Source organism: Variovorax sp. GW822-FHT04E09 (assembly GCF_058800845.1).
This window is the reverse complement of the sequence record NZ_JBXAMR010000001.1, coordinates 634,137-660,033: the sequence shown is the minus strand read 5'-3', so window position 1 is coordinate 660,033 and position 25,897 is coordinate 634,137. Positions and strand designations below refer to the sequence as shown.

General features: G+C 67.8%; 24 protein-coding genes. 5 read left to right on the top strand and 19 right to left on the bottom strand.

Annotation, left to right across the window (positions count from 1 at the left end):
• Positions 1 to 91: 91 nt before the first annotated feature.
• From prmB to AC1RL8_RS03085, 9 genes are all read right to left on the bottom strand, one after another.
• Positions 92 to 973 carry a 50S ribosomal protein L3 N(5)-glutamine methyltransferase gene (prmB, locus tag AC1RL8_RS03125; RefSeq protein WP_492687189.1) on the bottom strand — a complete coding sequence of 294 codons (882 nt, stop codon included), beginning with the start codon at positions 971 to 973 and terminating at the stop codon, positions 92 to 94.
• Positions 970 to 2,157, bottom strand: a complete 1,188-nt coding sequence (gene dapE / locus AC1RL8_RS03120) for a succinyl-diaminopimelate desuccinylase (protein WP_492687188.1) — start codon at positions 2,155 to 2,157, stop codon at positions 970 to 972. Before dapE ends, prmB begins: the two co-directional genes overlap by 4 nt.
• Before the next feature lie 25 nt (positions 2,158 to 2,182).
• The gene (locus tag AC1RL8_RS03115) at positions 2,183 to 3,331 is read right to left on the bottom strand and encodes a PilT/PilU family type 4a pilus ATPase (RefSeq protein ID WP_062470184.1); all 1,149 of its coding nucleotides are present in this window, start codon (positions 3,329 to 3,331) and stop codon (positions 2,183 to 2,185) included.
• A gap of 88 nt (positions 3,332 to 3,419) precedes the next feature.
• Positions 3,420 to 4,253 carry a 2,3,4,5-tetrahydropyridine-2,6-dicarboxylate N-succinyltransferase gene (gene dapD / locus AC1RL8_RS03110; RefSeq protein ID WP_062470187.1) on the bottom strand — a complete coding sequence of 278 codons (834 nt, stop codon included), beginning with the start codon at positions 4,251 to 4,253 and terminating at the stop codon, positions 3,420 to 3,422.
• Positions 4,254 to 4,302: 49 nt separating this feature from the next.
• Positions 4,303 to 5,514 carry a succinyldiaminopimelate transaminase gene (gene dapC / locus AC1RL8_RS03105; protein WP_492687187.1) on the bottom strand — a complete coding sequence of 404 codons (1,212 nt, stop codon included), beginning with the start codon at positions 5,512 to 5,514 and terminating at the stop codon, positions 4,303 to 4,305.
• 58 nt (positions 5,515 to 5,572) lie between these two features.
• The gene (locus AC1RL8_RS03100; protein WP_492687186.1) at positions 5,573 to 6,568 is read right to left on the bottom strand and encodes a DUF3829 domain-containing protein; all 996 of its coding nucleotides are present in this window, start codon (positions 6,566 to 6,568) and stop codon (positions 5,573 to 5,575) included.
• Positions 6,569 to 6,689: 121 nt separating this feature from the next.
• Complete coding sequence (locus tag AC1RL8_RS03095) at positions 6,690 to 7,337, bottom strand: LysE family translocator (RefSeq protein WP_492687185.1); 648 nt, start codon at positions 7,335 to 7,337, stop codon at positions 6,690 to 6,692.
• Between the two features lie 31 nt (positions 7,338 to 7,368).
• Positions 7,369 to 8,715 carry an amino-acid N-acetyltransferase gene (gene argA, locus AC1RL8_RS03090; protein WP_062470199.1) on the bottom strand — a complete coding sequence of 449 codons (1,347 nt, stop codon included), beginning with the start codon at positions 8,713 to 8,715 and terminating at the stop codon, positions 7,369 to 7,371.
• Positions 8,716 to 8,758: 43 nt separating this feature from the next.
• Positions 8,759 to 10,780 (bottom strand): AAA family ATPase, encoded by a 2,022-nt coding sequence (locus AC1RL8_RS03085; protein WP_492687184.1) that lies wholly within the window; start codon positions 10,778 to 10,780, stop codon positions 8,759 to 8,761.
• Between the two features lie 352 nt (positions 10,781 to 11,132).
• Here AC1RL8_RS03085 and hrpA point away from each other — a divergent pair, with 352 nt between their 5' ends.
• On the top strand, positions 11,133 to 15,098 hold the full coding sequence (gene hrpA, locus AC1RL8_RS03080; protein ID WP_492687183.1) for an ATP-dependent RNA helicase HrpA: 3,966 nt from the start codon (positions 11,133 to 11,135) through the stop codon (positions 15,096 to 15,098).
• Positions 15,099 to 15,143: 45 nt separating this feature from the next.
• On the opposite strand, the gene AC1RL8_RS03075 is transcribed toward hrpA, so the two are convergent.
• The 8 genes from AC1RL8_RS03075 to lptF form a co-directional block, all read right to left on the bottom strand.
• A complete protein-coding gene (locus AC1RL8_RS03075) occupies positions 15,144 to 15,302 on the bottom strand; it encodes a DUF3309 family protein (RefSeq protein ID WP_082817953.1) in 159 nt (52 codons plus the stop codon).
• A gap of 99 nt (positions 15,303 to 15,401) precedes the next feature.
• Positions 15,402 to 15,851, bottom strand: a complete 450-nt coding sequence (locus AC1RL8_RS03070) for a DUF3592 domain-containing protein (RefSeq protein ID WP_492687182.1) — start codon at positions 15,849 to 15,851, stop codon at positions 15,402 to 15,404.
• A gap of 11 nt (positions 15,852 to 15,862) precedes the next feature.
• Positions 15,863 to 16,237 carry a rard protein gene (locus AC1RL8_RS03065; protein WP_492687181.1) on the bottom strand — a complete coding sequence of 125 codons (375 nt, stop codon included), beginning with the start codon at positions 16,235 to 16,237 and terminating at the stop codon, positions 15,863 to 15,865.
• Positions 16,238 to 16,265: 28 nt separating this feature from the next.
• Positions 16,266 to 17,447 (bottom strand): pyridoxal phosphate-dependent aminotransferase, encoded by a 1,182-nt coding sequence (locus AC1RL8_RS03060; protein WP_095745413.1) that lies wholly within the window; start codon positions 17,445 to 17,447, stop codon positions 16,266 to 16,268.
• 31 nt (positions 17,448 to 17,478) lie between these two features.
• Entirely contained in the window at positions 17,479 to 18,420 is a 942-nt protein-coding gene (locus AC1RL8_RS03055) for a CysB family HTH-type transcriptional regulator (protein WP_062470216.1), read from the bottom strand.
• A gap of 63 nt (positions 18,421 to 18,483) precedes the next feature.
• On the bottom strand, positions 18,484 to 18,855 hold the full coding sequence (locus AC1RL8_RS03050; protein ID WP_492687180.1) for a sirohydrochlorin chelatase: 372 nt from the start codon (positions 18,853 to 18,855) through the stop codon (positions 18,484 to 18,486).
• Positions 18,852 to 19,958 (bottom strand): LPS export ABC transporter permease LptG, encoded by a 1,107-nt coding sequence (lptG, locus tag AC1RL8_RS03045; RefSeq protein ID WP_492687179.1) that lies wholly within the window; start codon positions 19,956 to 19,958, stop codon positions 18,852 to 18,854. The genes AC1RL8_RS03050 and lptG overlap by 4 nt, the downstream gene beginning before the upstream one ends.
• Positions 19,955 to 21,100, bottom strand: coding sequence for an LPS export ABC transporter permease LptF (gene lptF / locus AC1RL8_RS03040; protein ID WP_492687178.1), 1,146 nt, complete (start codon positions 21,098 to 21,100; stop codon positions 19,955 to 19,957). The genes lptG and lptF overlap by 4 nt, the downstream gene beginning before the upstream one ends.
• Before the next feature lie 21 nt (positions 21,101 to 21,121).
• Here lptF and AC1RL8_RS03035 point away from each other — a divergent pair, with 21 nt between their 5' ends.
• The 4 genes from AC1RL8_RS03035 to AC1RL8_RS03020 all read left to right on the top strand — a co-directional run bounded on the left by AC1RL8_RS03035 (position 21,122) and on the right by AC1RL8_RS03020 (position 24,891).
• A complete protein-coding gene (locus AC1RL8_RS03035) occupies positions 21,122 to 22,681 on the top strand; it encodes a leucyl aminopeptidase (RefSeq protein ID WP_492687177.1) in 1,560 nt (519 codons plus the stop codon).
• The gene (locus AC1RL8_RS03030; protein WP_492687176.1) at positions 22,678 to 23,121 is read left to right on the top strand and encodes a DNA polymerase III subunit chi; all 444 of its coding nucleotides are present in this window, start codon (positions 22,678 to 22,680) and stop codon (positions 23,119 to 23,121) included. The genes AC1RL8_RS03035 and AC1RL8_RS03030 overlap by 4 nt, the downstream gene beginning before the upstream one ends.
• Positions 23,121 to 23,549, top strand: coding sequence for a hypothetical protein (locus AC1RL8_RS03025; protein ID WP_139701649.1), 429 nt, complete (start codon positions 23,121 to 23,123; stop codon positions 23,547 to 23,549). The genes AC1RL8_RS03030 and AC1RL8_RS03025 overlap by 1 nt, the downstream gene beginning before the upstream one ends.
• A gap of 136 nt (positions 23,550 to 23,685) precedes the next feature.
• Complete coding sequence (locus tag AC1RL8_RS03020) at positions 23,686 to 24,891, top strand: branched-chain amino acid ABC transporter substrate-binding protein (protein ID WP_062470234.1); 1,206 nt, start codon at positions 23,686 to 23,688, stop codon at positions 24,889 to 24,891.
• A 102-nt stretch (positions 24,892 to 24,993) separates the two neighbouring features.
• Here the strand turns inward: AC1RL8_RS03020 and AC1RL8_RS03015 are convergent, their stop codons facing one another.
• Both AC1RL8_RS03015 and AC1RL8_RS03010 read right to left on the bottom strand, forming a co-directional pair.
• On the bottom strand, positions 24,994 to 25,383 hold the full coding sequence (locus tag AC1RL8_RS03015; RefSeq protein ID WP_062470237.1) for a response regulator: 390 nt from the start codon (positions 25,381 to 25,383) through the stop codon (positions 24,994 to 24,996).
• Between the two features lie 103 nt (positions 25,384 to 25,486).
• Positions 25,487 to 25,852 (bottom strand): hypothetical protein, encoded by a 366-nt coding sequence (locus AC1RL8_RS03010; protein ID WP_070060782.1) that lies wholly within the window; start codon positions 25,850 to 25,852, stop codon positions 25,487 to 25,489.
• Positions 25,853 to 25,897: the final 45 nt, after the last annotated feature.

The following is a 25,897-nucleotide window of genomic DNA, read 5'->3' as shown; positions in this document are numbered from 1 at the left end:
CGCGAAGGGGCAAAGGCGGACATCGCCCGATGAAAGGGGGCGCAGCCCGGAGGCTGCGTGCAAGGCGGTGAAGCGGGGGCGGCGGGCGTCGCTAACGCACGCCGGCGCCGGCCAGCAGCGCCGTCCGGGTGACCAGCAACACCTGGTCTTCGCCGGCCGAGGTTTCGAGCCAGACCACCTCGAGCTGCGGAAACGCGGCCTCGAAGTAGTCGCGCTCGTTGCCGATCTCCAGCACCAGCACGGCCTGCTCGCTCATGCGGGCGGGCGCGTCGGCGAACAGTTGCCGCACGAAATCCATGCCGTCGGTGCCGCCGGCCAGCGCCAGTTCGGGCTCGGCGCGGTATTCGGCGGGCAGCGCGGCCATGCTGGCGCTGTTCACGTAGGGCGGGTTGCACAGCACGAGGTCGTACGTACCGGGCACGTTCTTCAGGCCGTCCGATTCGATCAACTTGACGCGCGCGTCGAGCGCGTGGCGCGTGACGTTGATGGCGGCCACTTCGAGCGCTTCGGTCGACAAGTCGGCGGCATCGACCGTCACATCTGGGTAGGTGAGCGCCGCGAGCACCGCGAGGCTGCCGTTGCCGGTGCACAGGTCGAGCACGCGCTGTGTGTGCTCGCCCAGCCAGTAGTCGATGCTGCCGTCGGCGATGAGCTCGGCAATGAAGCTGCGCGGCACGATGGCGCGCTCGTCCACGTAGAAGGGCACGCCCTGCAGCCACGCCTCTTTGGTGAGGTAGGCGGCGGGCTTGCGCGTGGCGATGCGCTCGTCGATGAGGGCGGCCACCTTGGCAGCGTCGGCTTGCGACACGGGGGTGTCAGCCACCGCGTCGAGGTCGTCCAGCGGCTGCTTCAGGCGCCACAGCACGAGCCAGGCGGCTTCGTCGAAGGCGTTGGCGGTGCCGTGGCCGAAGGCCACGCCGGCGTCTTCGAGCCGCTTGGCGCCGGCTTCGATCAGTTCAATGACCGTGCTCATCGCGCGCCCTGGGCGAGCGCCGCGTCGAGCCCGCGCAGCGTGCGCAGGTAGATGTTCTTCAGCGTCTCGATCTCGGCGACCTCGATGTGCTCGTCGATCTTGTGGATGCTGGCGTTCACGGGGCCGCACTCGACGACCTGCTTGCAGATCTTGGCGATGAAGCGCGCGTCGCTGGTGCCGCCGCTGGTCGACAGCTCGGTGTCCAGGCCGGTCTCTTCGCGGATCGCCGCCTGCACCGCCGTGACGAGTTCGCCGGGCGTGGTCAGGAAGGGCAGGCCGCCGACGGTCCAGGCCAGTGTGCAGTCGACGCCGTGTGCGTCGAGCACGGCGTGCACGCGCTGCTGCAGCGACTCGGGCGTGGACTCGGTCGAGAAGCGGAAATTGAAGTCGATCACCGCGCTGCCCGGAATGACGTTGCTCGCGCCGGTGCCCGCGTGGAAATTGCTGATCTGCCAGCTGGTGGGCTGGAAGTAGGGGTTGCTTTGCGCGTCCCAGCCGCCGGCCGCGTTGATCGCCACCAGCTCGGCCAGCGCGGGCGCCACCGCATGCACCGGGTTCTTCGCCAGGTGCGGGTAGGCGATGTGGCCCTGCACGCCGTTCACCGTGAGCTTGCCGCTCATGGTGCCGCGGCGGCCGTTCTTGATCATGTCGCCGCAGCGCGCGACCGAGGTGGGCTCGCCGACGATGCAGTAGTCGATGGTTTCACCGCGTGCGGCCAGCGCGTTGCAGACGATCACGGTGCCGTCGACGCCCGGGCCTTCCTCGTCGCTGGTCAGCAGCAGCGCCAGCGTGAGGGTCGGGTCGGGCTCGCCCTGCAGGAATTCTTCGATGGAGGTCACGAAGGCCGCGACCGAGGTCTTCATGTCGCAGGCGCCGCGGCCGTAGAGCTTGCCGTCGCGGTGCGTGGGCGTGAACGGGTGGCTGCTCCACTGGTCGAGCGGGCCCGTGGGCACCACGTCGGTGTGGCCGGCGAAGACCAGCGTCTTCGTGGCCTTGCCGTTGGTGGGGCGGCGCACGGCCCAGAGGTTGGTGACCCGGAAATCGGCCGGGCCGCTCTCGATGGTTTCCAGCGTGAAGCCCAGCGCGGCGAGGCGTTCGCCCAGGATCTGTTGGCAACCCGCGTCGTCGGGGGTGACGGAAGGGCGCGAGATCAGTTGTTCGGCGAGCTGGAGCGTACGGGACATCGAGGGAGCGGGGATTAAGGGGCGGTCAGAACTTCACGTCTAGCGTGATGTCGGTGAAGGTGGGTTCGTCGAGCTGGTCGGTCAGGTCGCGATCCTCGGCCTGCTTCTTGGGCGCGTCGCGGTTCTGCAGGCGCCACATCAGGTTGGTGGGGGAGTCGGCGTTGGCCAGGCCTTCTTCGCGGGTCACGCGTTCCTCGGTGATGAGGCGGGCGATGTCTTCCTCGAAGGTCTGCGAGCCTTCGGCCATCGACTGCTCCATGGCCTCCTTGACGCCGGAGAAGTCGCCCTTTTCGATCAGGTCGGCCACCAGCGCGGTGTTCAGCATCACTTCGAGCGCGGGCACACGCCCGCCGGCCGGCGTGCGCAGCAGGCGCTGCGACACCACGGCGCGCAGCGCCGAGCCCAGGTCGCCCAGCAGGGTGGGGCGCACCTCGACCGGAAAGAAGCTCAGGATGCGGTTGAGCGCGCGGTAGCTGTTGTTGGCGTGCAGCGTGGCCACGCACAGGTGGCCCGACTGCGCGTAGGCGATGGCGGCCGTCATGGTGTCGCGGTCGCGGATTTCGCCGATCTGGATCACGTCGGGCGCCTGGCGCAGCGCGTTCTTCAGGGCCACCTGCAGCGAGGTGGTGTCGCTGCCCACGTCGCGCTGGTTCACCAGCGATTTCTTGTTGGTGTAGGTGAACTCGATCGGCTCCTCGACCGTGAGGATGTGGCCGCTGGCGTGCTCGTTGCGGTAGTCGAGCATCGAGGCCAGCGTGGTCGTCTTGCCCGCGCCGGTGGCGCCCACCATCAGGATCAGCCCGCGCTTTTCCATGATGAGCGACTTCAGGATGTCGGGCAGGTTCAGGTCGTCGAAGCTGGGGATGACCGAGGCGATGTGCCGCACCACCACGGCGTAGCTGCCGCGCTGGCGCATGGCGCTGATGCGGTAGTTGCCGGCGCCTTCGAGGGCGACGGCCATGTTGAGTTCGCCCGTGTTTTCCAGTTCCTGGATGCGGGCTTCGGGCACCACTTCCGACAGCAGCGCCAGCGGCGCGGTCGGGGGCAGCACCTGCGCATTGATCGGCAGGCAGTTGCCGTTGATGCGGATCATCACCGGGGAGTGGGCCGAGAGGTAGATGTCGGAGGCCTTGCGCTCGGCCATCAAACGAAGAATCCGTTCCATCATGTTCATCGGTCTCTCTCCTCGGTGCTGTTTTTTTCTCAGGGAAGAAGCGAACCGGCCGCGCGCGTTGAAGCAGGCGGCCGGTGGTGGGTGCGTTTTAGTCGCGCAGCAGGTCGTTCAGGCTGGTCTTCGAACGCGTCTGCGCGTCGACCGTCTTCACGATGACCGCGGCGTAGGTGCTGTAGTCCTGGCCCGACTTGGTCTTCTTGGGCAGGCTGCCGCTGATGACCACGCTGCCGGCGGGCACGCGGCCGTACGAAATCTCGCCGGTGTCGCGGTTGAAGATCGGGGTGCTCTGGCCCAGGTACACGCCCATGCCCAGCACCGAGTTCTCTTCGACGATCACGCCTTCGACGACTTCGGAGCGCGCGCCGATGAAGCAGTTGTCTTCGATGATGGTCGGGTTGGCTTGCAGCGGCTCGAGCACGCCGCCCAGGCCCACGCCGCCCGACAGATGCACGTTGGCACCGACCTGCGCGCACGAACCGACGGTGGCCCAGGTGTCGACCATGGAGCCTTCGCCCACGTAGGCGCCGATGTTCACGTACGAGGGCATCAGGATCGCGCCCTTGGCGATGAAGCTGCCGCGGCGGGCCACGGCCGGCGGCACGATGCGCACGCCCGATTCCTTCAGCTCGGCGGCCGACAGGTGCGAGAACTTGGTCGGCACCTTGTCGTAGAAGCCCAGCGAGCCGGCCTGGATCTGCTCGTTGTCCTTCAGGCGGAACGACAGCAGCACGGCCTTCTTGATCCACTGGTGCACGGTCCACTGGCCCACGCCCTGGCGGGTGGCGACGCGCAGCTTGCCGTTGTTCAGCTCGGTGATCACGTGCTCGACGGCGTCACGCACTTCGGCGGGGGCGGCGTTGATCGAGATGTTGGCGCGGTCTTCCCACGCGGCGTCGATGATTTGTTGCAGTTGCTGTGTCATGGAGAGAGTCTCGGGTGAAAAAGGGGCAGGGAAGCGGGGCGACAGGGGGTCAGCGGCGGCCGTCTTTGACGAACCGGACGATGCGCTGGGCGGCCTCGACGCACTCGGCCGTTTCGGCCACCAGCGCCATGCGGATGCGACCGCGGCCCGGGTTGGCGCTGTGGTCGGTGTCGCGCGCCAGATAGCTCCCCGGCAGAACCGTGACATTGTATTGAGCGTAGAGCGCGCGGGCGAAGGCTTCGTCGTCGCCAGCCCACACTTCGGGCACGCCGGCCCAGAGGTAGAAGCTGGCGTCGGGCAGGCGCACGTCGAGCACGGGTTCGAGCAGCGGCGTGACGGCCGCGAACTTGGCGCGGTACTGGGCGCGGTTGTCGACCACGTGCGACTCGTCGCCCCAGGCCGCGATGCTGGCGGCGGCCACGGCGCCGCTCATGGCGCTGCCGTGGTACGTGCGGTAGAGCAAAAAGCCCTTGATGAGCGCCGCGTCGCCGGCCACGAAGCCGCTGCGCAGGCCGGGCACGTTGCTGCGCTTCGAAAGCGAGGTGAGCGCGATCAGGTTCTTGAAATCGGGACGGCCGAGCTTCATCGAGGCTTCCAGGCCGCTCAGCGGGGGCTCGTCGCGGAAGTAGATCTCGCTGTAGCACTCGTCGGCGGCGATCACGAAGCCGTGGCGGTCGGACAGCGCGAAGAGCTTCTTCCACTCGTCCAGAGACATCACCGCGCCCGTGGGATTGCCCGGCGAGCAGACGAACACGAGCTGGGTGCGGGCCCAGACGTCGTCCGGCACGCTGTCCCAGTCGACCGCGAAGTTGCGCGCGGGCACGCTGGGCGCGTAGTACGGCTCGGCGCCCGAGAGCAGGGCCGCGCCCTCGTAGATTTGATAGAACGGGTTGGGCGACATCACCACCGGCTTCGGGTGGGCGCTGGCGTCGACCACGGTCTGGGCGAGCGAGAACAGCGCCTCGCGCGAGCCGTTGACCGGCAGCACCTGGGTGGCCGGGTCGAGCGTCAGGCTGTAGCGGCGATGCAGCCAATGGGTGAAGGCGGTGCGCAGTTTCAGCTCGCCGGCGGTGGCCGGGTAGGCGGCGAGGGCGCCGAGGCCGGCGCTCAGCGCATCCTTGATGAAGGCCGGCGTGGCGTGCTTGGGCTCGCCGATGCCCAGGCTGATGGGGGCGAATTCGGGGGCGGGCGTGACGCCCGCGAACAGTTGCTTCAGCCGCTCGAACGGGTACGGCTGCAATTTGGCAAGCAAGGGATTCATGCCCCGGATTATCGGCGACGGGCCGGGCGGCCCGCACGCCCCGTGCCCCTTGGCCCGCTCAGCAAAGCGGGCGGTTGAACTGGCCGATCATGTTGGCGAAGTTCTGGTTGTAGCGGTTGGCCGCGTCGACGATGGCCGAGCGGCCCATGCGGGCCATCGCACCGGTTTCCTTGCGCTTGAACACGCCGTCCTTGGTGTCCTTGATCACCGAGCGCGACTGGCCGATGAACTCGTTGATCTGCAGCATGCCGCCGCTGCAGCTCTTGCCGTTCTGGGTCGACTGCTCGCTGGTCTTCTTGCTCCAGCCTGCGGCCGAGTCGGCCACCAGCGCCAGCGAGGCCTCGAAGGCGGCCAGCGCCTGCGGGTCGTTGGGCGCGGCGAACAGCGCCATGGCGTCGGCGTGGTTGAGCTTGCCGTGGTAGATCAGGCCGGCGCGGTAGTAGGCGGCGGTGTCCTTGGGCGCCTTCTCGAAGGCTTCCTTGGTGAGCGCCCGGTCGCGGGCGCTCAGGCCCTTGTCGAAGGCCGCTTCGGCCTGCGCGACGGTGGTGAGCGCGGCCAGGTAGTCGGCGCTCATCTGGCGGGCCTTGTCGCCGTTGTCGGCGAGGTAACCCTTGGAATTGGCGTAGTCGTTCAGCTCGCGGCTCAGGGGCGACAGCACCTTGAGCGCGGCCGAGAAGGCCTTGGCCGATTCGTCGATCTCGGGTAGCGGCGCGGCGATGGCGGCGGCGGCATCGAGCTTCCTGGCCGAGCGATCGACCAGGATGTCGTTCTGGATGCGCAGGCTGGTGAGCGGCGCCTTGGCCTGCAGCAGCGGCACCTGGCCGGTCACATAGCTTTCGCGGGCTTCCTGGAACGAGGTGCGCAGGTTGTTCGAGACGTCGACGTAGAGGTTGTACTTCTCGACGAGCTGCTGCTGGTCGTTGCCGGCCGGGGCGGCGGGCTTGGCTTCGGCGGAAGCGGGCGGGGCCGTCTTGTCCGTCTTGTCGCCGCAGCCCGCGACGAGCGCCGACACGGCGACGAGGGTGGCACCCAGCAGGGCCTGGTAGTTCTTCATTCTTTCATTTCCTCCGTTGAAAAAAACAGCACGGGCAGGCCGCGGAACGGCGGCTTGCCGGAAAAACATCGTGGGGAGGAGCGCCGCTGCCTGAGGACAGCGGTCGAGGGGGCGGGATGGGTCAGACGGCGGTGGCCGCGCTGCGCCGGTAGAAAGCGAGCGAGCCTGCCAGCGCCAGCAGCATGCCGCCGCAGGCGCGGTCGATCCAGCGCGTGGCTGACACCGTGAGCAGCCGGATCGCGCGGGCGCCGACGAAGGCGTAGGCCAGCATCACCGCCATGTCCAGCCCCGCGAAGATCAGCGCAATGATCAGGTACTGCGGCGCCTGCGCGGCGGCCGGGTCGATGAACTGCGGCAGCAGCGCCGAACAGAAGATGTAGCCCTTGGGGTTGGTCACCGCCACCAGGAACGACTTGAAGAAGATGCGCCGGCTTTCGATCGCCGTGACGGTGGCCGCGGCGTCCGCGCTCGGCAGCTGGAAGCCGCCCTGGGAGCGCAGCATGCGCAGCCCGAGCCAGGCCAGGTAGACCGCGCCCACCCACTTGAGCATCGAGAACCAGAACTCCGAAGCCGCCAGCAGCGCGCCCAGGCCGAGCGCCACGGCGCCGACCAGCACGAAGTCGGACAGCACCGCGCCGAGCATGCCCGGCAGCGCCCGGCGCACGCCGTGGCGCGAACCGTTGCTCAGGGCTAGCAGCACCGTGGGGCCGGGCGTGGCGATGGCCGCGAAGGCCACGATGGCGAACAGCAGGGCGGTGGCGAGCGTCATCGGGGCGTCTTTCTTCGGGTGGGTTTCTTCTTTAGATTTTCTTGACCAGCACCTGGCTCTTGCGATCCCAGTTGTACTTGCGCTTGCGCGCCTCGGGCAGCCAGTCGGGGTTGACCTGCTGGAAGCCGCGCTTGAGGAACCAGTGCATCGTGACCGTGGTGAGCACGAAGATGCTTTCCAGGCCCATGGCCTTGGCGCGGTGCTCGATGCGCTTGAGGATGCGTTCGCCGTCGCCCTGCGACTGCGACTGCGGCGACACCGTGAGCGCGGCCATCTCGGCCGTTTTCGCCTCGGGGTACGGGTACAGCGCCGCGCAGCCGAAGATCACGCCGTCGTGCTCGATGACCGTGTAGTGGCCCACGTCGCGCTCGATCTCTGTGCGGTCGCGCTTGACCAGCGTGCCGTCGCGCTCGAAGGGCTCGATGAGCTGCAGGATGCCGCCGATGTCGTCCACCGTGGCTTCGCGCAGGCTTTCGAGCTTTTCGTCGATGACCATGGTGCCGACGCCGTCGTGCACGTAGATCTCGAGCAGCAGCGAACCGTCGAGCGCAAACGGCAGGATGTGGTTGCGCTCCACGCCGCCCTTGCAGGCCTTCACGCAGTGCTGCAGGTAGAAGGCGGTGTCGGTCGGCTTCTGCGCGGGCGGCAGCGAGGCCAGCAGCTTCTCGGCGGCGGCCAGCGGCAGCTCGGTGTCGATCGGGTTGTCCTCGCTCTCGGGCAGTTCGCTGTCCACGCGGATGCCCGGCACTTCGGTCAGGAAGATCAGCTTGTCGGCCTGGATCGAGATGGCCACGCTGGTCGCCACTTCTTCCATCGTCAGGTTGAAGGCCTCGCCGGTCGGCGAGAAGCCGAAGGGCGACATGAGCACCATCGCGCCGAAGTCGAGCGTGCGGCGGATGCCGGCCGCGTCCACCTTGCGCACCAGGCCCGAATGCTTGAAGTCCACCCCGTCGACCACGCCCACGGGGCGCGCGGTGATGAAGTTGCCCGAGATCACGCGCACCGTCGAGCCGGCCATGGGCGTGTTGGGCAGGCCCTGGCTGAAGGCGGCCTCGATCTCGTAGCGCAGCTGGCCCGCGGCCTCCTGCGCCGAGTCCAGCGCCACGGCGTCGGTGATGCGGATGCCGTGCGAGTACTTCGCCTCGTGGCCCTTGGCTGCCAGCTGCTCGTTGACCTGCGGGCGAAAGCCGTGCACCAGCACGATCTTGACGCCCATGCTCTGGATCAGGGCCAGGTCCTGCGCGATGTTCTGCAGCTTGCCCGCCGCGATGGCCTCACCCGCCAGCGCGACCACGAAGGTCTTGCCGCGGTGCGTGTGGATGTAGGGCGCGACCGAGCGGAACCAGGGCACGAAGGTGAAATTGAAGACGGTGGACATGGGGCGTGATTGTGCATTCTTGGCAAGGTTTTGGTGCAGCGCGTCATGCCAGGGCGCGCAGCAGCCGGCCGGCCCCGGCCGCGGCGGGCGTGCCGCGGGCCTTGAAGGCCTCGAGCTGGTCGGCGTAGGCGTCCAGCGGCTCGACCGCCGCCTCGGCCGCACCCGCCGGCGCGGCCGGTGCCAGCGGCAGGCCGAGCAGTCCGGCGAGCTCGTCCGGCGCGATCGAACCCTGCGCCATCAGCGCATCGACCACCGCCATGAAGGCGGTGGCGTGCGCTTCGAGCAGGCCCAGCGCGCGGGTGTGTTCGCGCGCCAGGATGGCCTCGATCTCGCGGTTGGTGGCGGCCACGTCGGTGTTGAGGTTGTCGTTCGAATCGGTCGTCACGTCGGTGCGGCTCCAGCGGGCGCCGAAGCCCAGGTGGCGCACATGGCGCGCCGCCGTGGCGGTCGCCTGCATCAGGTCGCGCTCGGCGCCGGTGGTGCAGCCCGATTCGCCGAACACCAGCCGCTCGGCCGCGCGGCCGGCCAGGCTCACGCAGACGCTGTCGAGCAGGTTGCGCTTGGACCAGGCCTTGCGCTTCACGTAGCTGTTGTAGCCGCCCTCGAACGAGGCCACGTTGATGCGGATCTCCTGCGGCGCGCGGCCGAAGAGCAGGGCGTACACCAGGCCGTGGCCGGCCTCGTGCACCGCGAGCAGCGCACGGAAGTCGGCGTTGGCGCGCTGCTTGAGCCGGTTCAGCTCCAGCGCCACCGGGAACTCGCGCCGTGCCAGCCGGAAGCGCGCGACCAGGCGCGGGCCGCCGGGCGTGACCTCGCCGGGGTCGAGCATCAGCCACACGGGCTCGCTGCCGTGCGCGCCCTGTTCGAGCGCCCACAGCGCGGCGTTGACCAGCGTCGCGCTCAGGATCGCGTGGATCGACGAGAACAGCGGGCGCGTGCCCTGCGCCGGGAACACGGCGTTGGCGTAGATCTGCTCGTACACGCTCGCGTCGAGTACGAAGCGCACGCCCGAGCTTTCCTGGATCTCGCCCACGTAGCGGTCGCAGATCGACAGGATCAGGCGCACGTAGGTGGCGCGGCTGAACGAGGGGTAGATCACGTGGTTGTTGCCCAGCCGCGCGACCTGCTCGGGCTTGAAGCGTTCGGCCAGCGCCTTCTTCACGTCGATGAGCGAGAGCTTCTTCGTCAGCGCGTGGAAGATGTCGGCGTCGGTGTCGCAGTCTTCCACCCGCTTGGCGGTCTCGGCGTACATCTCGTCGAGGTTGCCCGAGACGAAGACCAGCAGCTTGGAGTAGTCGGTTTCCCAGTTGTCCTGCGAGGCGCGGAAGGCGCGCAGCCGCGCCTGGATCTCGTCGGGCTTCCAGGTCATGATCTCGAGCAGCGACTCGCGCAGCTTCAGGCAGCGCTTGAACTCCTGCGCTTCCCAGGGCGAGAGCTGCAGGCGGCGCTTGCGCTTGGTCTTGCCAGCCTTGGCAGCGTCTTCCTCTTCGTCTTCTTCGTCGTCATCGGTGCGGCGGTCCTGGTCGTACTCGGCCCAGGCCAGCGACGACTCGATCTCGCTGAGCACCGACAGCGACGGCGGCAGGCGGCCGTCCGAGAGCAGCGCCCACACGTCCTGGTAGCGCTCCACGCGCGCTTCCTTGCCGCTGGCGTCCACGGTGCGAAAGCGCTGGAACTCGTCGAGCACGAGGATGCCGGGCGCACCCTCGGCGATGCCCGACTCGGCCAGCATGGCCGAGATCGAGCCGGCGGTGCGGTGGCCCGAGCCGTGGCTGAAGCCGTCCATCTGCACTTCGATGAAGCGGTCGTAAAAGCCCAGGTGCTGCGCCAGGCGCCGCACGAGTTGCGTCTTGCCGGTGCCGGTCAGGCCCCACAGGCAGATGACGACCGGGCGGCTGATGAGCTGCGGCAGCACGTACCAGGCGCGCAGCGAATCGATCACGCGATCGATGATCTCGTCGATGCCGAACAGCTCGGCCTTCAGCGAATGGGCAATGGCCTGCAGGTGGCGCGTGCGCTCGGCCAGCGTGGTGTGCAGGTCGCGGGAAATGTCTGGATGCGACATGAGGTTCTTTTTTTCTTCGAATGATTCGGGACACGGAAACAGGAATGCGGCCGCTTCTCCACGCGAGATGCGAGGAGGGCGGTGGTGCAGGCGCTGTGCGGGTCAGGCTGGCGCGCTTCGACCGAAGTGAAGCGCGAGCGGTGGGCGTTCAGTTCCGCGAAGGAAGCTGAAGCCGGCGCGCGGGCTTCGTCAGGCCGGGCGGGTCGCCTTGACCCCGCCGCGTGCAAGGACGCGGCTTGCGCAGCGGATGCGCATCGAAAGGGGGGCAAGGAAGGAGGTCATGGCCGCGATCGTAACGGCGGCATGCGGTAGAGTAAAGAGTCTTTACGAAATTTTCTGCGCCACCTGCTGCATGCGGCCTCGCTGTGGATGCCATGCAACAGCGCCGGGCCCCCGCGATAATTGGCGGTTTGCCCGCCTGCCGCCGCGCGCAACGACCGACGACTGCTTTGCCTTGACGACCCTCACACCTCCCGCCCCCCTGCGCATCGAGTTTCCCGAATCGCTCCCGGTCTCCGGCCGGCGCGAGGAGATCATGGCCGCCATTGCGGCGCACCAGGTCGTGATCGTCTGCGGCGAAACGGGCTCGGGCAAGACCACGCAGCTGCCGAAGATCGCGCTGGCGCTCGGGCGCGGCAAGCTCAACGCCGAGCCCGGCAAGGGCCGCCTCATCGGCCACACGCAGCCGCGACGCATTGCCGCGAGTTCGGTCGCCAAGCGCATCGCCGAAGAGCTGAAGACGCCGCTGGGCGATGTGGTCGGCTTCAAGGTGCGTTTTCAGGACCGCCTGAGCCGCGACGCCTCGGTGAAGCTGATGACCGACGGCATCCTGCTGGCCGAGACGCAGACCGATCCGCTGCTCAAGGCCTACGACACGCTCATCATCGACGAGGCCCACGAGCGCTCGCTGAACATCGACTTCCTCCTGGGCTACCTGCGCGAGATCCTTCCGCGCCGGCCCGACCTGAAGGTGATCGTCACCTCGGCCACCATCGATGCCGACCGCTTTGCGCAGCACTTCGCTTCGGCCAAAGGGCCGGCGCCGACGATCATGGTGTCGGGCCGCACCTTCCCGGTCGAGCAGCGCTACCGGCCGTTCGAGGAATCGCGCGAGCACGACCTGAACGACGCGATCGCCGATGCGGTCGACGAACTCTGGCGCGATCCGCACAACGCGGGCGACATCCTGATCTTCCTGCCCGGCGAACGCGAAATCCGCGAGGCGGCCGACCACCTGCGCCGCCACGTCAGCCACCAGCCGCTGTTCCGCAATGCCGAGGTGCTGCCGCTGTTCGCCCGGCTCTCGGGCCCCGAGCAGGACCGCATCTTCGAAAGCCACCACGGCCGACGCATCGTGCTGGCCACCAACGTGGCCGAGACCTCGCTCACCGTGCCGGGCATCCGCTACGTGATCGACACCGGCACGGCGCGCGTCAAGCGCTACAGCTTCCGCAGCAAGGTCGAGCAGCTGCTGGTCGAGCCGATCAGCCAGGCCGCGGCCAACCAGCGCGCGGGCCGATGCGGCCGCGTGGCGAACGGCATCTGCATCCGCCTGTACGACGAGAAGGACTTTGCGGGTCGCCCGCGCTTCACCGATCCGGAAATCCTGCGCTCGTCGCTCGCGGGCGTGATCCTGCGCATGAAGTCGCTGCGGCTGGGCGACGTCGCGCGCTTTCCGTTCCTCGAAGCGCCATCGCCGCGCGCCATTGCCGATGGCTACCAGCTGCTCAATGAACTGGGTGCGGTCGACGATGCCAACGAACTCACGGCCACCGGCGCCGAGCTGGCCAAGCTGCCGCTCGATCCGCGCGTGGGCCGCATGATCCTGGAAGCCCGCACGCGCGGTGCGCTCGAAGAAGTGCTCGTCATCGCTTCGGCCCTCAGCGTGCAGGACGTGCGCGACCGCCCGATGGACGCACAGCAGCAGGCCGACCAGGCGCACTCGAAATTCGACGACGAGAAAAGCGAGTTCAGCGGCTACCTGCGCCTTTGGAAATGGATCTCCGACGCGCGCGGCGGCCACGGCGACACGCACAAGCTCAGCAACCGCCAGTACGAGCAGCTGCTGCGCCAGAACTTCATCAACATCCGCCGCGTGCGCGAATGGCGCGACATCCATTCGCAGCTGCTCACGGTCGTCACCGAGCACAAGTGGCGCATCAACGCCACGCCGGCCGGCTACGAGCCGCTGCACCTGTCGATGCTCGCGGGCCTGCTCGGCAACGTGGGCTGGAAGCTGGAAGACGACGAGGCCTACCTCGGTGCACGCGGCATCAAGTTCTACAAGCACCCCGGCGCGCACCTGAAGAAGAAGCCGGGGCGCTGGATTGTCGCGGCCGAACTGGTCGAGACCACGCGCCTGTTCGGGCGCGGCATCGCCAACATCGAGCCGCAGTGGCTCGAACAGGTGGCGGGGCACCTGCTGAAGAAGCAGCTGCTCGACCCGCACTGGGAGAAGAAGGGCGCGCAGGTCTCGGCGCTGGAGCGCGCGACGCTGTACGGCCTCGTGGTCTACAGCGGGCGGCGCGTCGATTTCACCAAGGTCGATCCGGTGTCGGCGCGCGAGATCTTCATCCGCGAAGCGCTGGTCGGCGGGCAATGGGAAAGCAAGTTCCCCTTCCTCACGGCCAACCGCAAGCTGGTGCGCGAGGTCGAAGGCCTGGAGCACAAGGCGCGCCGGCAGGACGTGCTGGTCGACGACGAACTGATCTTCGCCTTCTACGACGCGCAGCTGCCGGCCGACGTGGCCAGCGGCATCGCCTTCGAGAACTGGTACCGCCACGCCTCGAAAGACCAGCCGCGCCTGCTGTACCTCACGCGCGACGAGCTCATGCGCCACCAGGCGGCCGGCATCACGACGCAGTCGTTCCCACCCACGCTGCGCTTGGGCGGTGTCGATTGCGCCGCGAGCTACCTGCACGAACCGGGCGACGCAAAGGACGGCCTCACGGTCAGCGTGCCGCTGTTCGTGCTCAACCAGGTGAACGAGGAGCGCTGCGAGTGGCTGGTGACCGGCATGCTCAAGGACAAGATCCAGGCGCTGCTCAAGAGCCTGCCGCAGCGCCCGCGCTCGCGGCTGGTGCCGCTGCCCGAGTCGGCCACGAAGCTCGCGGAAGAGCTGTCGGAGCCCGAACTGTTCGGCACCGGCTCGCTCACCGACGTGCTGCTCAAGCGCGTGCGCGACCTGACCAGCATCGACGTGAAGCGCGCCGACTTCAAGCTCGACATGCTGGCGCCGCACCTGTTCATGAACCTGCGCATCGTCGACGAGCATGGCCGCCAGCTGGGCATGGGCCGCAACCTCGGCGCGCTGAAGGCGGAGCTGGGCGCGCAGGCGCGCGGTGCATTCCAGGCGCTCGCAGGGCTCAACGTGAAGGCGTCGCCGGCCCCCAAGGCCGCGCCTGCGAACGGGGCCCAGGCCCCGGCGAAGAACGCCGCGCCCGAGAAGGCCGCACCCACGCTGCCCGCCGGCCAGCGCTACACGAGCTGGACCTTCGGCGAGCTGCCCGAGCTGATGGAAGTGCGGCGCGGTTCGCAGTCGCTCATCGGCTTCCCGGCGCTGCGCGACGAAGGCGATGCCGTGACCATCGAGGTGTTCGACGAGCCCGCCGTGGCGGCGGCCAAGCACCGCGCCGGCCTGCGCCGCCTGTTCGCGCTGCAGCTGAAGGACGCGCTCAAGTACCTCGAGAAGAACATCCCCGACCTGCAGAAGATGTCGGTCGCCTACATGCCGCTGGGCACGTCGGAAGAACTGCGCACGCAGATCATCGACGTGGCGATCGACCGCGCCTTCCTGCAGGAGCCGCTGCCCACCGACGAGTTCGCCTTCAAGAAGCGGCTCGAAGAGGGGCGCGGGCGGCTCACGCTGATCGCCAACGAGGTGGCGCGGCTCGCGGGCGTCATCCTCGTGGAGTACGCGGCGGCGGCGCGCAAGATCAAGGACACGAAGATCCAGCCCGAGGCGGTGCAGGATGCGGCGCAGCAGCTGCAGAAGCTCGTGGGCAAGCGCTTCATCGCCGACGCGCCGTGGACGCAGCTGCAGCACTTCGCGCGCTACCTCAAGGCCATCGTGCTGCGCCTGGACAAGCTGCGTGCCGACCCCGCGCGCGACACGGCCAAGCTGGCCGAGCTGAAGCCGCAAGAGCAGCGCTACTGGCGCCTCGTGGCCGAGCGCAAGGGCGTGGTGGACGACCGCATGCTCGAATTCCGCTGGTTGCTCGAGGAGCTGCGCGTGAGCTTCTTCGCGCAGGAGCTGCGCACGCCGCAACCGGTGAGCGTGAAGCGGCTCGACAAGGCCTGGGCGCAGCTTCAGGCGTAAAAAAAGCCCGCGGCGACGCGGGCTTTTTTCATGATGGCGCGGGCGCTATATGCGGCCCATGAGCACGAGGATCACCAGGACCAGCACCACGAGCCCGAGGCCGCCGCTGGGCCCGTAGCCCCAGGACCGGCTGTAACCCCAGCTCGGCAGCGCGCCGATCAGCAGCAGGATCAGGACGATCAGCAGAATGAACGAGAGGGACATGTTTTTTCTCCTGGGACGTTGTTGTCACGAGCCTCCATGCTCATCGTCCCGGGGCGCCGCGAGCGCCGGAGAGCCGCCCCTGACGCGGTCAGGGCTGTCCTACCGCGGGCGTCGGCGCTTTACCGGTGCGCCTGCCAGCAGGAAGTGCATGGCCACGCCCACCGCCAGGAAGATGGCGCCCAGCCCGCCGACGATGGCGGCGCCGCCCCACAGGTCGAAGAAGCCGTCGAGCCGGGCGTCCTGCGGGTTCGCGGGGTTGAAGAACACGCCCACGATTTCGCCCTTGTCGTAGGCCGGCGGGTTGCTGCTGCTCGACGGCGAGAACTCGACGATCGCGCCCGACGGCAGCGTGAAGCGCACCAGCGGGCGCCACGTCGGCGAATTGCTGCGGCTCGAGCCTCCCGCGGACTGCAGCGCGATCACCTCGCCCTGCGCCTTGCCGGCCGATGCGATGAACTTCGCGGTGTTCTGGTAGAGCAGCCAGCCGCCGAGGAGCATGAGCGCGCCGACGAGCGTGAAGATGCGCGTGATGAGGCGGGTGGGGTTCATTCGGGCGGCTTTCAGTTGCGCATCCACTCGGCCGACAAGGTGCCCACGGCGGCCAGAACGAGGCTCGACACCAGGAAGGCCGCGGCCCCCAGCGTGGCCAGCAAGGCCCGTCGCCAGGGGCGCGTGCGAAAGAGATAGACCGGGATGCCCAGCAGCGGAAAGATGCCCGCGAGCAGCGCCGAGCGGCCGGGCGCCGGCACGCCGCGGGCGAGGCCGTCGGCCCGGCACCACGTGTAGCACAGCGCCGAGATGAGGAACACATGCGCCACGTCCAGCGCGGTGTAGTCCTTGCCGCGCAGCGGCGGCAGGAACGCGTCGGCGACGCCCACCACGAGGAACGAGAGGGCCAGGGCCAGCAGGATCCAGCGCGGCCGGTTCATCGTCATCGCTGCCCCCGGAGCGTGGCCGCCGGCGTCAGAGCTTCGCGAGGCGGTCGAGCGCGGCGAGCAGCGTCTCGTCCTTCTTGGCGAAGCAGAAGCGCACCACGCGCTGGTCGAAGCCGTCGCCGTAGAAGGCCGACAGCGGGATTGCCGCCACGCCGATCTCGCGCGTGAGCCAGAGGCAGAAGTCGGCCTCCGACAGGTCGCTCACCGCCGAGATGTCCACGCACTGGAAGTAGCTGCCTTCGCTGCGTAGCAGCTTGAAGCGGGTCTTCTCGGCCAGGCCGGCCGCGAACAGGTCGCGCTTGCGCTGGTAGAAGGCCGGCAGCTCCAGATAGGGCTCGGGCCGCGCCATGTACTGCGCCAGCGCGTGCTGCATCGGCGTGTTCACCGTGAACACGTTGAACTGGTGCACCTTGCGGAACTCGGCCATCAGCGGCGCGGGCGCAGCCACGAAGCCGACCTTCCAGCCGGTGACGTGGTAGGTCTTGCCAAAGCTGCTGACGATGAAACTGCGCGCCGCCAGGCCGGGGAAGCGCGCCACGCTTTCATGGCGCGCGTCGTCGAACACCATGTGCTCGTAGACCTCGTCGCTGATCACGAACACGTCGGTGGGCGCGAGCAGGTCTTCGAGCTGTCGCATCTCGGCCTCGGTCCAGACCGTGGCGCTCGGGTTGTGCGGCGTGTTGATGATGATCGCGCGCGTCTTCGGCGTGAGCGCGGCGGCGATCTTGTCGAAGTCGGGGCGGAAGGTGCCGGGCACGAGCGGCACGCGCACGACCTTGCCGCCGGCCAGGTCGATGTTGGGCACGTAGCTGTCGTAGCAGGGCTCCAGAACGATCACTTCGTCGCCGGGGCGCACGATGGCCAGGATGGCCGTGATGATCGCCTGCGTGGCGCCGGCCGTGACCGTGATCTCGGTCGCGGCGCTGTAGCTGCGGCCGTAGAGCGCCTCGATCTTGGCGGCGATGGCATCGCGCAGCGACGGGATGCCCGGCATCGGCGGGTACTGGTTGTGGCCGGCCGCCATGGCGGCGGTCACGTCTTCGAGCAGCTTCGGATCGCAGTGGAAATCGGGGAAGCCCTGGCCGAGGTTCACGGCGTTCTTCTCGGCCGCGAGCGTGGACATCACGGTGAAGATGGTGGTGCCGACAGCCGGCAGCTTGGTGGTGATCTCGGGCGTGCGGGGAGAAGACGAAGGGGTGGCGGTGCTCATGGTCGGTCGTCGCGGGGGAAAAAGCGAAAGGTCAGAGTTCGTAGTCTTGTTGGTGGCCGCTCAGGGCCTTCGCGATCAGGTTGCGGTCGAGGCGGTCGGAGAGCAGCTCGGCGAACTTGAAGACGAAGTTGCGCAGGTAGGCGCTGCGCTTGAAGGCGACGCGCGCGATGTTCTGGCCGAACACGTGGCCCATCGGACGCACCACGAGGTCGGCGTTCGACTCGTCGCGCACGGCCATCTCGGCCACGATGCCGACGCCCAGGCCCAGGCGCACGTAGGTCTTGATCACGTCGGAATCGATGGCTTCGAGCGCGATGCGCGGCGTGAGCTTCTTCTGGGCGAAGGCGTGGTCGATGCGCGTGCGCCCGGTGAACGACGGGTGGTACGTGATGATCGGCTCGCTCGCGAGGTCTTCGAGCGACACGCGCTCCTTGGCCGCCAGCGGGTGGTCCTTGGGCAGCACCAGCACGTGCTGCCATTCGTAGCAGGGCAGCGTGACCAGCTCGGCGTAGCCGTCGAGCGATTCGGTGGCGATGCCGATCTCTGCGATCTCGTCGATCACCATGCGCGCCACCTGGTCGGGCGAGCCCTGGTGCAGGCTCACGTTGACCTTCGGGTAAGCCTCGCGCAGGTTGGCCACGGGCACCGGCAGCACATAGCGCGCCTGGGTGTGGGTGGTGGCGATGGAGAGGGTGCCGCTGTCCTGCGCGCTGAACTGTTCGCCGATGCGCTTGAGGTTGCCGACCTCGCGCATGATGAGTTCGATGCTGGCGATGACGTGCTGGCCGGGTTCGGTGATGCGCTTCAGGCGCTTGCCGTGGCGGGCGAAGATCTCGACGCCGAGCTCTTCCTCGAGTTCGATGATCGCCTTGGAGACGCCGGGCTGCGAGGTGTGGAGCGCCTTGGCCGCCTCGGTGAGGTTCAGGTTGCGCCGCACGGCTTCCTGAACAAACTTGAACTGGTGCAGATTCATATCAAATTCCGTCTGATTGCGGAATTCATTATGCCTTTGAAGTCTATAAAAATGACCGGGACTTCAGGATTTGATGGCAATCCGGGCCAGCAAAGCGACCAGTTCAGGCGATTCGCCCACGATCGGGGCCAGCGAGAAGTTCACGTCGGGCCAGCGCAGGCGCAGGGCGTCCAGTTGCAGCGGCAGGTCTTCGCGGGCGTGCTTGCCCATGCCCAGGAAGAGCGGCACCACATGCACCGCGGTGGCGCCGTCGGCGATCAGGGCTGCGGCGGCGGTTGGCAGGTCGGGGGCTGCTAATTCCATGTAGGCGCAGCTCACGCGCACCGTGGGGTCATCTTCGCGCATGCGGGCGGCGACCGCCTCGATGGGCTCGCGCCAGCGCGCGTCGCGCGAGCCGTGCGCGAGCAGCACCGTGCCCGGCACCTGCGTGGTCATCGCCTCAGGACCAGCCAGCTGAAGGCTGTGAGAGACAGCACCGAATAGATCAGCCCCGGCGCCGCCGCCGTGAGCCAGGGCGACCAGTTGCTGAGGTTGCCGAGGTAGCCGAACACGTTGTTCAGCAGGAAGAAGCTGATGCCGATCATCACGCCGCCGAACACGTAGGTCGTGATGCCGGCTTGGCGGAAGTGCAGGTAGGCAAAGGGCAGGGCGAGCACCACCATCACCAGGCACGACAGCGGATAGAACACCTTGCGCCAGAACTCGATCTCGTAGCGCTGCGCGGTCTGGCCGTTGGCGTTCAGGTGCCGGATGTAGTCGAACAGGTCGATGGTACTCATGCGGTCGGGCCGCAGCAGCGCAACCGACACCATTTCGGCGGTGAGCGAGGTGGGCCAGTCCATCTTCTCGACATGGGTGGTCGTGATGCGGGCCTTGTCGGCGCTGCGGGTTTCGTAGTCCTGCTGCTCGACCTCGGAGAGCACCCACCTGTCGTCGAGGATGCGGGCCGACTTGGCCATGAGCTGCTTGCTCACGTAGCCGTTGCCGTCGAACTCGAAGATGCGCGTGTTCTGCAGCGAGCCGTCGCGCGAAATCGACAGCACATTGACCGCATACGAGGTATCGCCGCGCTTTTCCTTCAGCCAGGCGCCGGTGTTGCCCACGAGCGAATAGGTGCCCTGGTAGCGCGACTTGAGCAGCTGGCCGGTGCGGCCCGACAGCGGCGCGATGTAGTCGCCGATGGCAAAGGTGAGCACCACGAAGCCCAGCCCCAGCAGCAGCAGCGTGCGCAGTGCGCGCCACGGGCCGAGGCCGCTGGTGCGCAGGATGGTGTATTCGGAGCTTTGTGCCAGCCGCGCCATCACGAAGATGCAGCCGATCAGCACCGTGATCGGCAGCAGCTCGTACAGGTGGCTGGGCACCAGCAGCAGCACGTAGATCAGCGCCTGCACCGGCCCGTAGGCCAGGCTTTCGGGCTTGCCCACGGACTGCAGCTCGTCGACGAAGTCGAAGAAGAAGAACAGGCTCAGGAAGCCGAGCGTCACGAAGGCCACGGCCTTCAGTGCCTCGACGTAGATCAGTCGGCGGATGGTTTTCACGAGGTCGGGTCGATCCGGGAAGGCGGTACGGCCGGCAGGGCGCCGGCCGTTGCGGCGCTGGCGCGGGCCTGGCGGCGGGCCGACCAGTTGTTGTTGCGCAGCGTGAGCCAGGCCGTGGCGAACAGGAACACGCCGCCGTGCAGCAGCAGCATGAAGGAGCCCATGCCGTAGCGGCCCGAGCTGATCCAGCTCTGGCCCAGGTTCAGCAGGTTGTAGTAGACGACGAAGGCGAACAGCGCGAACACCAGGTTGCCGCTGCGCCCCACGCGCGGGTTGACGCTGGACACCGTCAGCGCCAGCAGCACGAAGTTGATGGCGGCCAGCAGCATGCCGAAGCGCCAGCCCAGCTCGCCCAGGCTGGCATCGCTGCGGTCGCGCAGCAGCGAGAGCGTGGAGCGCGCGCGCGTGGGCGTGCTGTCGCCGGTGGCGTTCGAGCTGCCGCCAGCACGCGTGCCGTAGGTCTTGAACTCGCTGATCTTCAGGCCCGATTCCGTGAACAGCGGGCGCTCCAGGCGCTGGCCGTTGCTCAGCAGCAGGAAGCGATGGTTGTCGATGTCCTCGATGCGGCCGCTGCGCGCCGACGTGGTGATCTGCAGCCCACGCTCGACGGCCCAGATGAACACGTTGGTGGCGGTGGCGCCGTCGGGCGTGTCCTTGTCGATGAAGAACACGCGCAGCCGGCCCGAGGACTCGCGGAACTCACCCGGCGTGACGCGCTCGATGTCGCTGCGCTGCTCGTACTGCTGGCGCATGCCGATGGTCTGCGAGTTGGCCCAGGGCCAGCCCACCAGCGCCATGACTGCGATGAGCAGCAGCACCGGCCAGGCGAAGCGGAACAGCGGCTGGACGAAATCGGCCAGGCCGCGCCCGCTGGAGAACCAGATCACCATTTCGCTGTCGCGGTACATGCGAGAGAGCGTGCCGACGATGGCGATGAACAGGCTCAGGCTCAGGATGGTCGGCATGTAGCCGAGCACCGTGTACGCCATCACGAGGAAGACCTCCTGCGGGTTCACGCTGCCCTTGGACGCCAGCCCGAGCGTACGGATGAGCATCATGGTCATCACGATGGTGACCAGGACGACGAGGGTCGCTCCGAAGCTGCGCGACAGCTCCTTGCGTAGGGAAGAATGGAATAACATCGTTCGAGGAAAAAAAGGATTATGGACTTTCAACTCAAGACCCTCACCGTCGCCCAGGCCGCCGCCGAGAAATCCGACCTCCTCATCGTGCTCGTCGGCAGCGCTCTCCCCACCGCCAAAGACCCCGTTTCCGTGCTCGCCGCCAGCGCCCGCAAGGCCGGCGACCTGCCCGACAAGGCCGGCAAGCTGCTCGCGCTGTACCGCCCCGAGACCGTGGTGCCCTCGCGCGTGCTGCTGGCCGCCATCGGCGACGGCAAGGCCGCTTCGGTGCGCAGCGCCGTGAGTGCGGCGGTTGCCGCCGCCAAGGCCAATGGCCCCAAGCGCGTCGTGATCGTCTTCGCGCAGCCGGCCGACGCCGCTGCGGTGGCCGCCGCCGTCACGGCCGCGGCCGATGCCAGCTATGTCTACACCACGACCAAGTCGAAGGCCGAGCCGCGCAGCATCCGCCACCTGACGCTGGGCGTGTCCGAGGCCGCCAGCCCCGCCGTCGCCAAGGCCTTCGACGACGCCCGCGCCACGGTCGCCGGCATCGAGTTGGCCAAGGAGTGGGGCAACCGTCCCGCCAACCACGCCACGCCCACGCTGCTGGCCGAAGCCGCCAAGGGGCTGGCGAAGCTGCCGCGCATCAAGTGCGAGGTGCTGGGCCCGAAGGAAGTCGAGAAGCTCGGCATGGGCGCGTTCGCCGCCGTGGCCCAGGGCTCGGCCGAACCGCTGCGCTTCATCGTGCTGCGCTACCAGGGCGGCGCCAAGGACGAGGCCCCCGTGGTGCTCGTGGGCAAGGGCATCACCTTCGACACCGGCGGCGTTTCGCTCAAGCCCGCGGCCGAGATGGACGAGATGAAGTTCGACATGTGCGGCGCCGCCAGCGTGCTCGGCACCTTCCGCGCACTCGGTGCGATCCAGCCGGCGATCAACGTGGTCGGCCTGATCCCTTCGTGCGAGAACATGAACGACGGCAAGGCCGTCAAGCCCGGCGACGTGGTCACCAGCATGAGCGGGCAGACCATCGAGATCCTGAACACCGACGCCGAAGGCCGGCTGATCCTGTGCGACGCGCTCACGTATGCCAAGCGCTTCGACCCCGCCGCCGTCATCGACATCGCGACGCTCACAGGCGCCTGCGTGGTGGCTCTGGGCGGCGTGCGAAGTGGCCTGTTCGCCAGCGACGAGTCGCTGGCCTCCGCGCTCGAATCGGCCGGCGAGGCCTCGCAGGACCGCTGCTGGCGCCTGCCGCTGGACGACGACTACGCCGAAGGCCTCAAGAGCAACTTCGCCGACGTGGCCAACATCGCCGGGCGTGCCGGCGGTGCGATCACCGCGGCCAAGTTCCTGCAGCGCTTTACGGCCGACTACGCCTGGGCGCACCTGGACATCGCAGGCACGGCCTGGAAGAGCGGGGCGGCCAAGGGCTCGACCGGCCGGCCCGTCGGCCTGCTGGTGTCGTACCTGACGAACCGCGCGGGCAGCAGCAACGCCGCGGCCGCCGCGCCGAAGGCCGGCAAGGCTGCCAAGCCTGTGAAGAAGGCCGCGTCGCCCAAGGCCCCGGCCAAGCCGGCCCGAAAGGCCCGGTCCGCGCAGTGACCGACATCGGCTTTCACTACAACGCGCCCGACAAGCTCACCTACGCTTGCCGGCTGGTTCGCAAGGCCGTGAACACACGCGGCCTGCGCGTGGTGATGGTGGGCGATGCGCGCGCGCTCGACACGGTCGATGCCGCGCTCTGGCAGCTCTCGCCGGTCGACTTCGTCGCGCACTGCCGCGCCGATGCGCCGGCCCATGTGGTGGCGCGCTCGCCCGTGATCCTGTGCGCCGAAGGTTCGGACGCGGCCTCGCTGCCGCACCGCGAGATGCTGGTCAACCTGGGCCTGGAGGTGCCGGCCGGCTTCGAACGCTTCGAACGCATGATCGACATCGTGAGCGACGAGGCCAACGACCGGCAGGTCGGCCGCACCCGCTGGCGCCACTACGCCGACCGGGGCTACACGATCCAGCCGCACGATTTCGCAAGGAGCGCTTCCTGATGGCCAGCACGCTGCGCACGCCGCCCCGGTTCGTCCCGACGCTGACGACCGTGCTCGAGATTCCGGCCGAGCCCGTGCCGGTCGCCGAGACGGTGCGACCCACGGGTGCGCCGGTGTCGCAGCCCCCGCCGCCCGACCCCGCGAGCGCCGTGGCGTTGCCGCCGTCGGTGTCGCTCACGCCGGCCGAAATCGTCAGCCTCGAAGAGCAATTGCTGCACCGCGTGCTGCAGCGCGTCGACCTGTCGCTGGAGGAGCGATTGAGCGACGCCGTGTCAGCTGCCGTTCAGCATCAGCTCGACGAAATGGTGCCGCGTCTGCGCGGCGAAATCGAGGCCGTGCTGCGTGCGCTCGTCATCGAATCCATGGCCGCTGAACTCTGTGAAAACACAGGGGAAAACACAGGGTCTACGCCAACTTCCGGCGCATAAATCCTCGGCTAAACTGCGCCGCAGGTCGGAATGGCGTGAGGGTGCCGCTGGTCTGCGGCGCGAAACTTGCGAGGTCTGAACGCCCGGATCGAACGACCGGTTTTTATATCTTTTCATCCAAGTTCTGGAGGTTCTCATGCAATTGAAATGGACTGCGGTCGCACTGGCTGCACTCACGCTCGTGGCTTGCGGCAAGAAGGAAGAAGCTGCTGCTCCGGCGGCACCGGCACCCACGGCTGCGGCTCCGGCCCCTGCTGCGCCTCCTGCTGATGCCCTGGTCGTCAAGATCGGCCACGTCGGCCCGACCAGCGGTCCCATTGCCCACCTCGGCAAGGACAACGAGCTCGGTGCCAAGATGGCCATCGAAGACCTGAATGCAAAGGGCTTCAAGATCGGCGACAAGGTTGCCAAGTTCGTGCTGGTTCCCGAAGACGACGCTGGCGATCCGAAGCAAGGCACGGCAGTCGCCCAGAAGCTGGTCGATGAAAAGGTCAACGGCATCGTCGGTCACCTGAACTCGGGTACCACGATCCCCGCTTCCAAGCTGTACAGCGACGCCGGCATTCCGCAGGTCTCGCCGTCGGCCACCAACCCCAAGTACACCCGCCAGGGCTTCAAGACCACGTTCCGCGTGGTGGCCGACGACACGCAGCTGGGCGGCACGCTCGGCAAGTACGCCGTCGAAACGCTCAAGGGCAAGAACATCGCCGTGATCGACGACCGCACGGCCTACGGCCAGGGTGTTGCCGAAGAGTTCGAGAAGGCTGCCAAGGCGGCAGGCGCGACCATCGTGGGCCACGAGTTCACGACCGACAAGTCGACCGACTTCAACGCCATCCTGACCAAGCTGAAGGCTGCCAAGCCCGACGTGCTGTTCTTCGGCGGCATGGACGCCGTGGGCGGCCCGATGCTCAAGCAGGTCAAGCAACTCGGCCTGAACGTCAAGTTCATGGGCGGCGACGGCCTGTGCACCGGCGAACTGCCGAAGCTGGCAGGCGACGCCATCGGTGAAGACATGGTGGTCTGCGCCGAAGCCGGCGGTGTCGACGGCGACTTCAAGCAGCCGCTGGAAGACTTCAAGGCCAAGTTCAAGACCAAGAACGGCGTCGAAGTGCAGATCTACGCACCGTACGTGTACGACGCGGTCAACGTGCTGGCCGAAGCCATGGCCAAGGCTGGCTCGTCCGACCCGGAAAAGTACCTGGCTGAAGTCGGCAAGGTGCAATACAAGGGCGTGACCGGCCCGATCGCCTTCGACGAAAAGGGCGACATCAAGAACGGCGCCCTGACGCTCTTCACCTACAAGGGTGGCGTGCGCACGCAGATCGCCGTGGTGCGCTGATCGCATTGCAGCCAACGACCCTTCACCGGGTCGTTCCATGACAAAAGGGCCCTCGGGCCCTTTTTTCATTCAGGGGTGCGCAGCCGTTGCGCGGGGCTGCCTTCAGAGCGCGGCCAGGCCCGAGGGGCGGTCGGCGTTGCAGTACTCGATGAAGGCGTCCAGGTCGCGCGACTTGTCGAACACTGCGTCGGCGCCCAGTGCCTGGCAGCGCGTGCGGATGTCGGGGGTGACGTAGTTGCTCAGCACCACGACGCGCTGGTGCGGGCCGCGTTCGCGGCAGCCCGACAGCACGCCCAGGCCCGAGCCTTCCTTGAGGAACAGGTCGACGATGAGCAACTGCCAGGCATCGGGGTGAGCGGCGAGCCAGGCGAGCGCGCCCGATTCGGTTTCGGCATAGCCGACGACATGGCCGTTGACGAGGTCCTCGAGGGCCGGGACCAGGTTGTCCCTGATGGTCTTGTTGTCCTCGACGAGGAACGTGATGAGGGCCATGCCGCGGTTTTGATGTGTGAACCAATAGCGTAGCGTGGCGCAAGTGGTCTCCGCGTAGGAGAAGGGAGAACGACGCACGCAAACCGTGCGGAAACAACGGCGATCAGCGCTTGTCCGACGTCGCCTGGGTGCGGATGCGCGCCTTGAGCTGCTCGGCCAGCGCCTGGCTCTCGTCGCGCTCGGCGGTCACTTCGAGGCGCTTCTCGATTTCCTCGCTCAGCGCCGCATTCACTTCGGCCAGTTTCTCGGCCGACTGGGCGAGTTTTTCCTCGAGCTGGCTGGTGTGCTCGATGGCCTGCGCCACCTCGCCGACCTGGACCTCGTCCGGCAGTTCCTGTTCCAGCACGGTGCTCACGACGGCGAGGTTGTCCGAGGCGCGCTGCACATCGGCGGCCACCTGCTCGCTCTTTTTCAGGGTCTTGTCCAGCGAGGTGGTGCCGCGCGTCAAGGTGGGGGAAGGTCCGGCCATCGAGGCTCCTTTGCGGCAGGCGAAGTGGGGTGGAATGTCGGTCGA

Bases quoted from the DNA above. Each gene is read 5' to 3' on its own strand.
- prmB (WP_492687189.1), bottom strand. From the start codon at position 973: ATGAGCACGGTCATTGAACTGATCGAAGCCGGCGCCAAGCGGCTCGAA.
- dapE (WP_492687188.1), bottom strand. From the start codon at position 2,157: ATGTCCCGTACGCTCCAGCTCGCCGAACAACTGATCTCGCGCCCTTCC.
- AC1RL8_RS03115 (WP_062470184.1), bottom strand. From the start codon at position 3,331: ATGAACATGATGGAACGGATTCTTCGTTTGATGGCCGAGCGCAAGGCC.
- dapD (WP_062470187.1), bottom strand. From the start codon at position 4,253: ATGACACAGCAACTGCAACAAATCATCGACGCCGCGTGGGAAGACCGC.
- dapC (WP_492687187.1), bottom strand. From the start codon at position 5,514: ATGAATCCCTTGCTTGCCAAATTGCAGCCGTACCCGTTCGAGCGGCTG.
- AC1RL8_RS03100 (WP_492687186.1), bottom strand. From the start codon at position 6,568: ATGAAGAACTACCAGGCCCTGCTGGGTGCCACCCTCGTCGCCGTGTCG.
- AC1RL8_RS03095 (WP_492687185.1), bottom strand. From the start codon at position 7,337: ATGACGCTCGCCACCGCCCTGCTGTTCGCCATCGTGGCCTTCGCGGCC.
- argA (WP_062470199.1), bottom strand. From the start codon at position 8,715: ATGTCCACCGTCTTCAATTTCACCTTCGTGCCCTGGTTCCGCTCGGTC.
- AC1RL8_RS03085 (WP_492687184.1), bottom strand. From the start codon at position 10,780: ATGTCGCATCCAGACATTTCCCGCGACCTGCACACCACGCTGGCCGAG.
- hrpA (WP_492687183.1), top strand. From the start codon at position 11,133: ATGCGGCCTCGCTGTGGATGCCATGCAACAGCGCCGGGCCCCCGCGAT.
- AC1RL8_RS03075 (WP_082817953.1), bottom strand. From the start codon at position 15,302: ATGTCCCTCTCGTTCATTCTGCTGATCGTCCTGATCCTGCTGCTGATC.
- AC1RL8_RS03070 (WP_492687182.1), bottom strand. From the start codon at position 15,851: ATGAACCCCACCCGCCTCATCACGCGCATCTTCACGCTCGTCGGCGCG.
- AC1RL8_RS03065 (WP_492687181.1), bottom strand. From the start codon at position 16,237: ATGACGATGAACCGGCCGCGCTGGATCCTGCTGGCCCTGGCCCTCTCG.
- AC1RL8_RS03060 (WP_095745413.1), bottom strand. From the start codon at position 17,447: ATGAGCACCGCCACCCCTTCGTCTTCTCCCCGCACGCCCGAGATCACC.
- AC1RL8_RS03055 (WP_062470216.1), bottom strand. From the start codon at position 18,420: ATGAATCTGCACCAGTTCAAGTTTGTTCAGGAAGCCGTGCGGCGCAAC.
- AC1RL8_RS03050 (WP_492687180.1), bottom strand. From the start codon at position 18,855: ATGACCACGCAGGTGCCGGGCACGGTGCTGCTCGCGCACGGCTCGCGC.
- lptF (WP_492687178.1), bottom strand. From the start codon at position 21,100: ATGTTATTCCATTCTTCCCTACGCAAGGAGCTGTCGCGCAGCTTCGGA.
- AC1RL8_RS03035 (WP_492687177.1), top strand. From the start codon at position 21,122: ATGGACTTTCAACTCAAGACCCTCACCGTCGCCCAGGCCGCCGCCGAG.
- AC1RL8_RS03025 (WP_139701649.1), top strand. From the start codon at position 23,121: ATGGCCAGCACGCTGCGCACGCCGCCCCGGTTCGTCCCGACGCTGACG.
- AC1RL8_RS03020 (WP_062470234.1), top strand. From the start codon at position 23,686: ATGCAATTGAAATGGACTGCGGTCGCACTGGCTGCACTCACGCTCGTG.
- AC1RL8_RS03015 (WP_062470237.1), bottom strand. From the start codon at position 25,383: ATGGCCCTCATCACGTTCCTCGTCGAGGACAACAAGACCATCAGGGAC.
- AC1RL8_RS03010 (WP_070060782.1), bottom strand. From the start codon at position 25,852: ATGGCCGGACCTTCCCCCACCTTGACGCGCGGCACCACCTCGCTGGAC.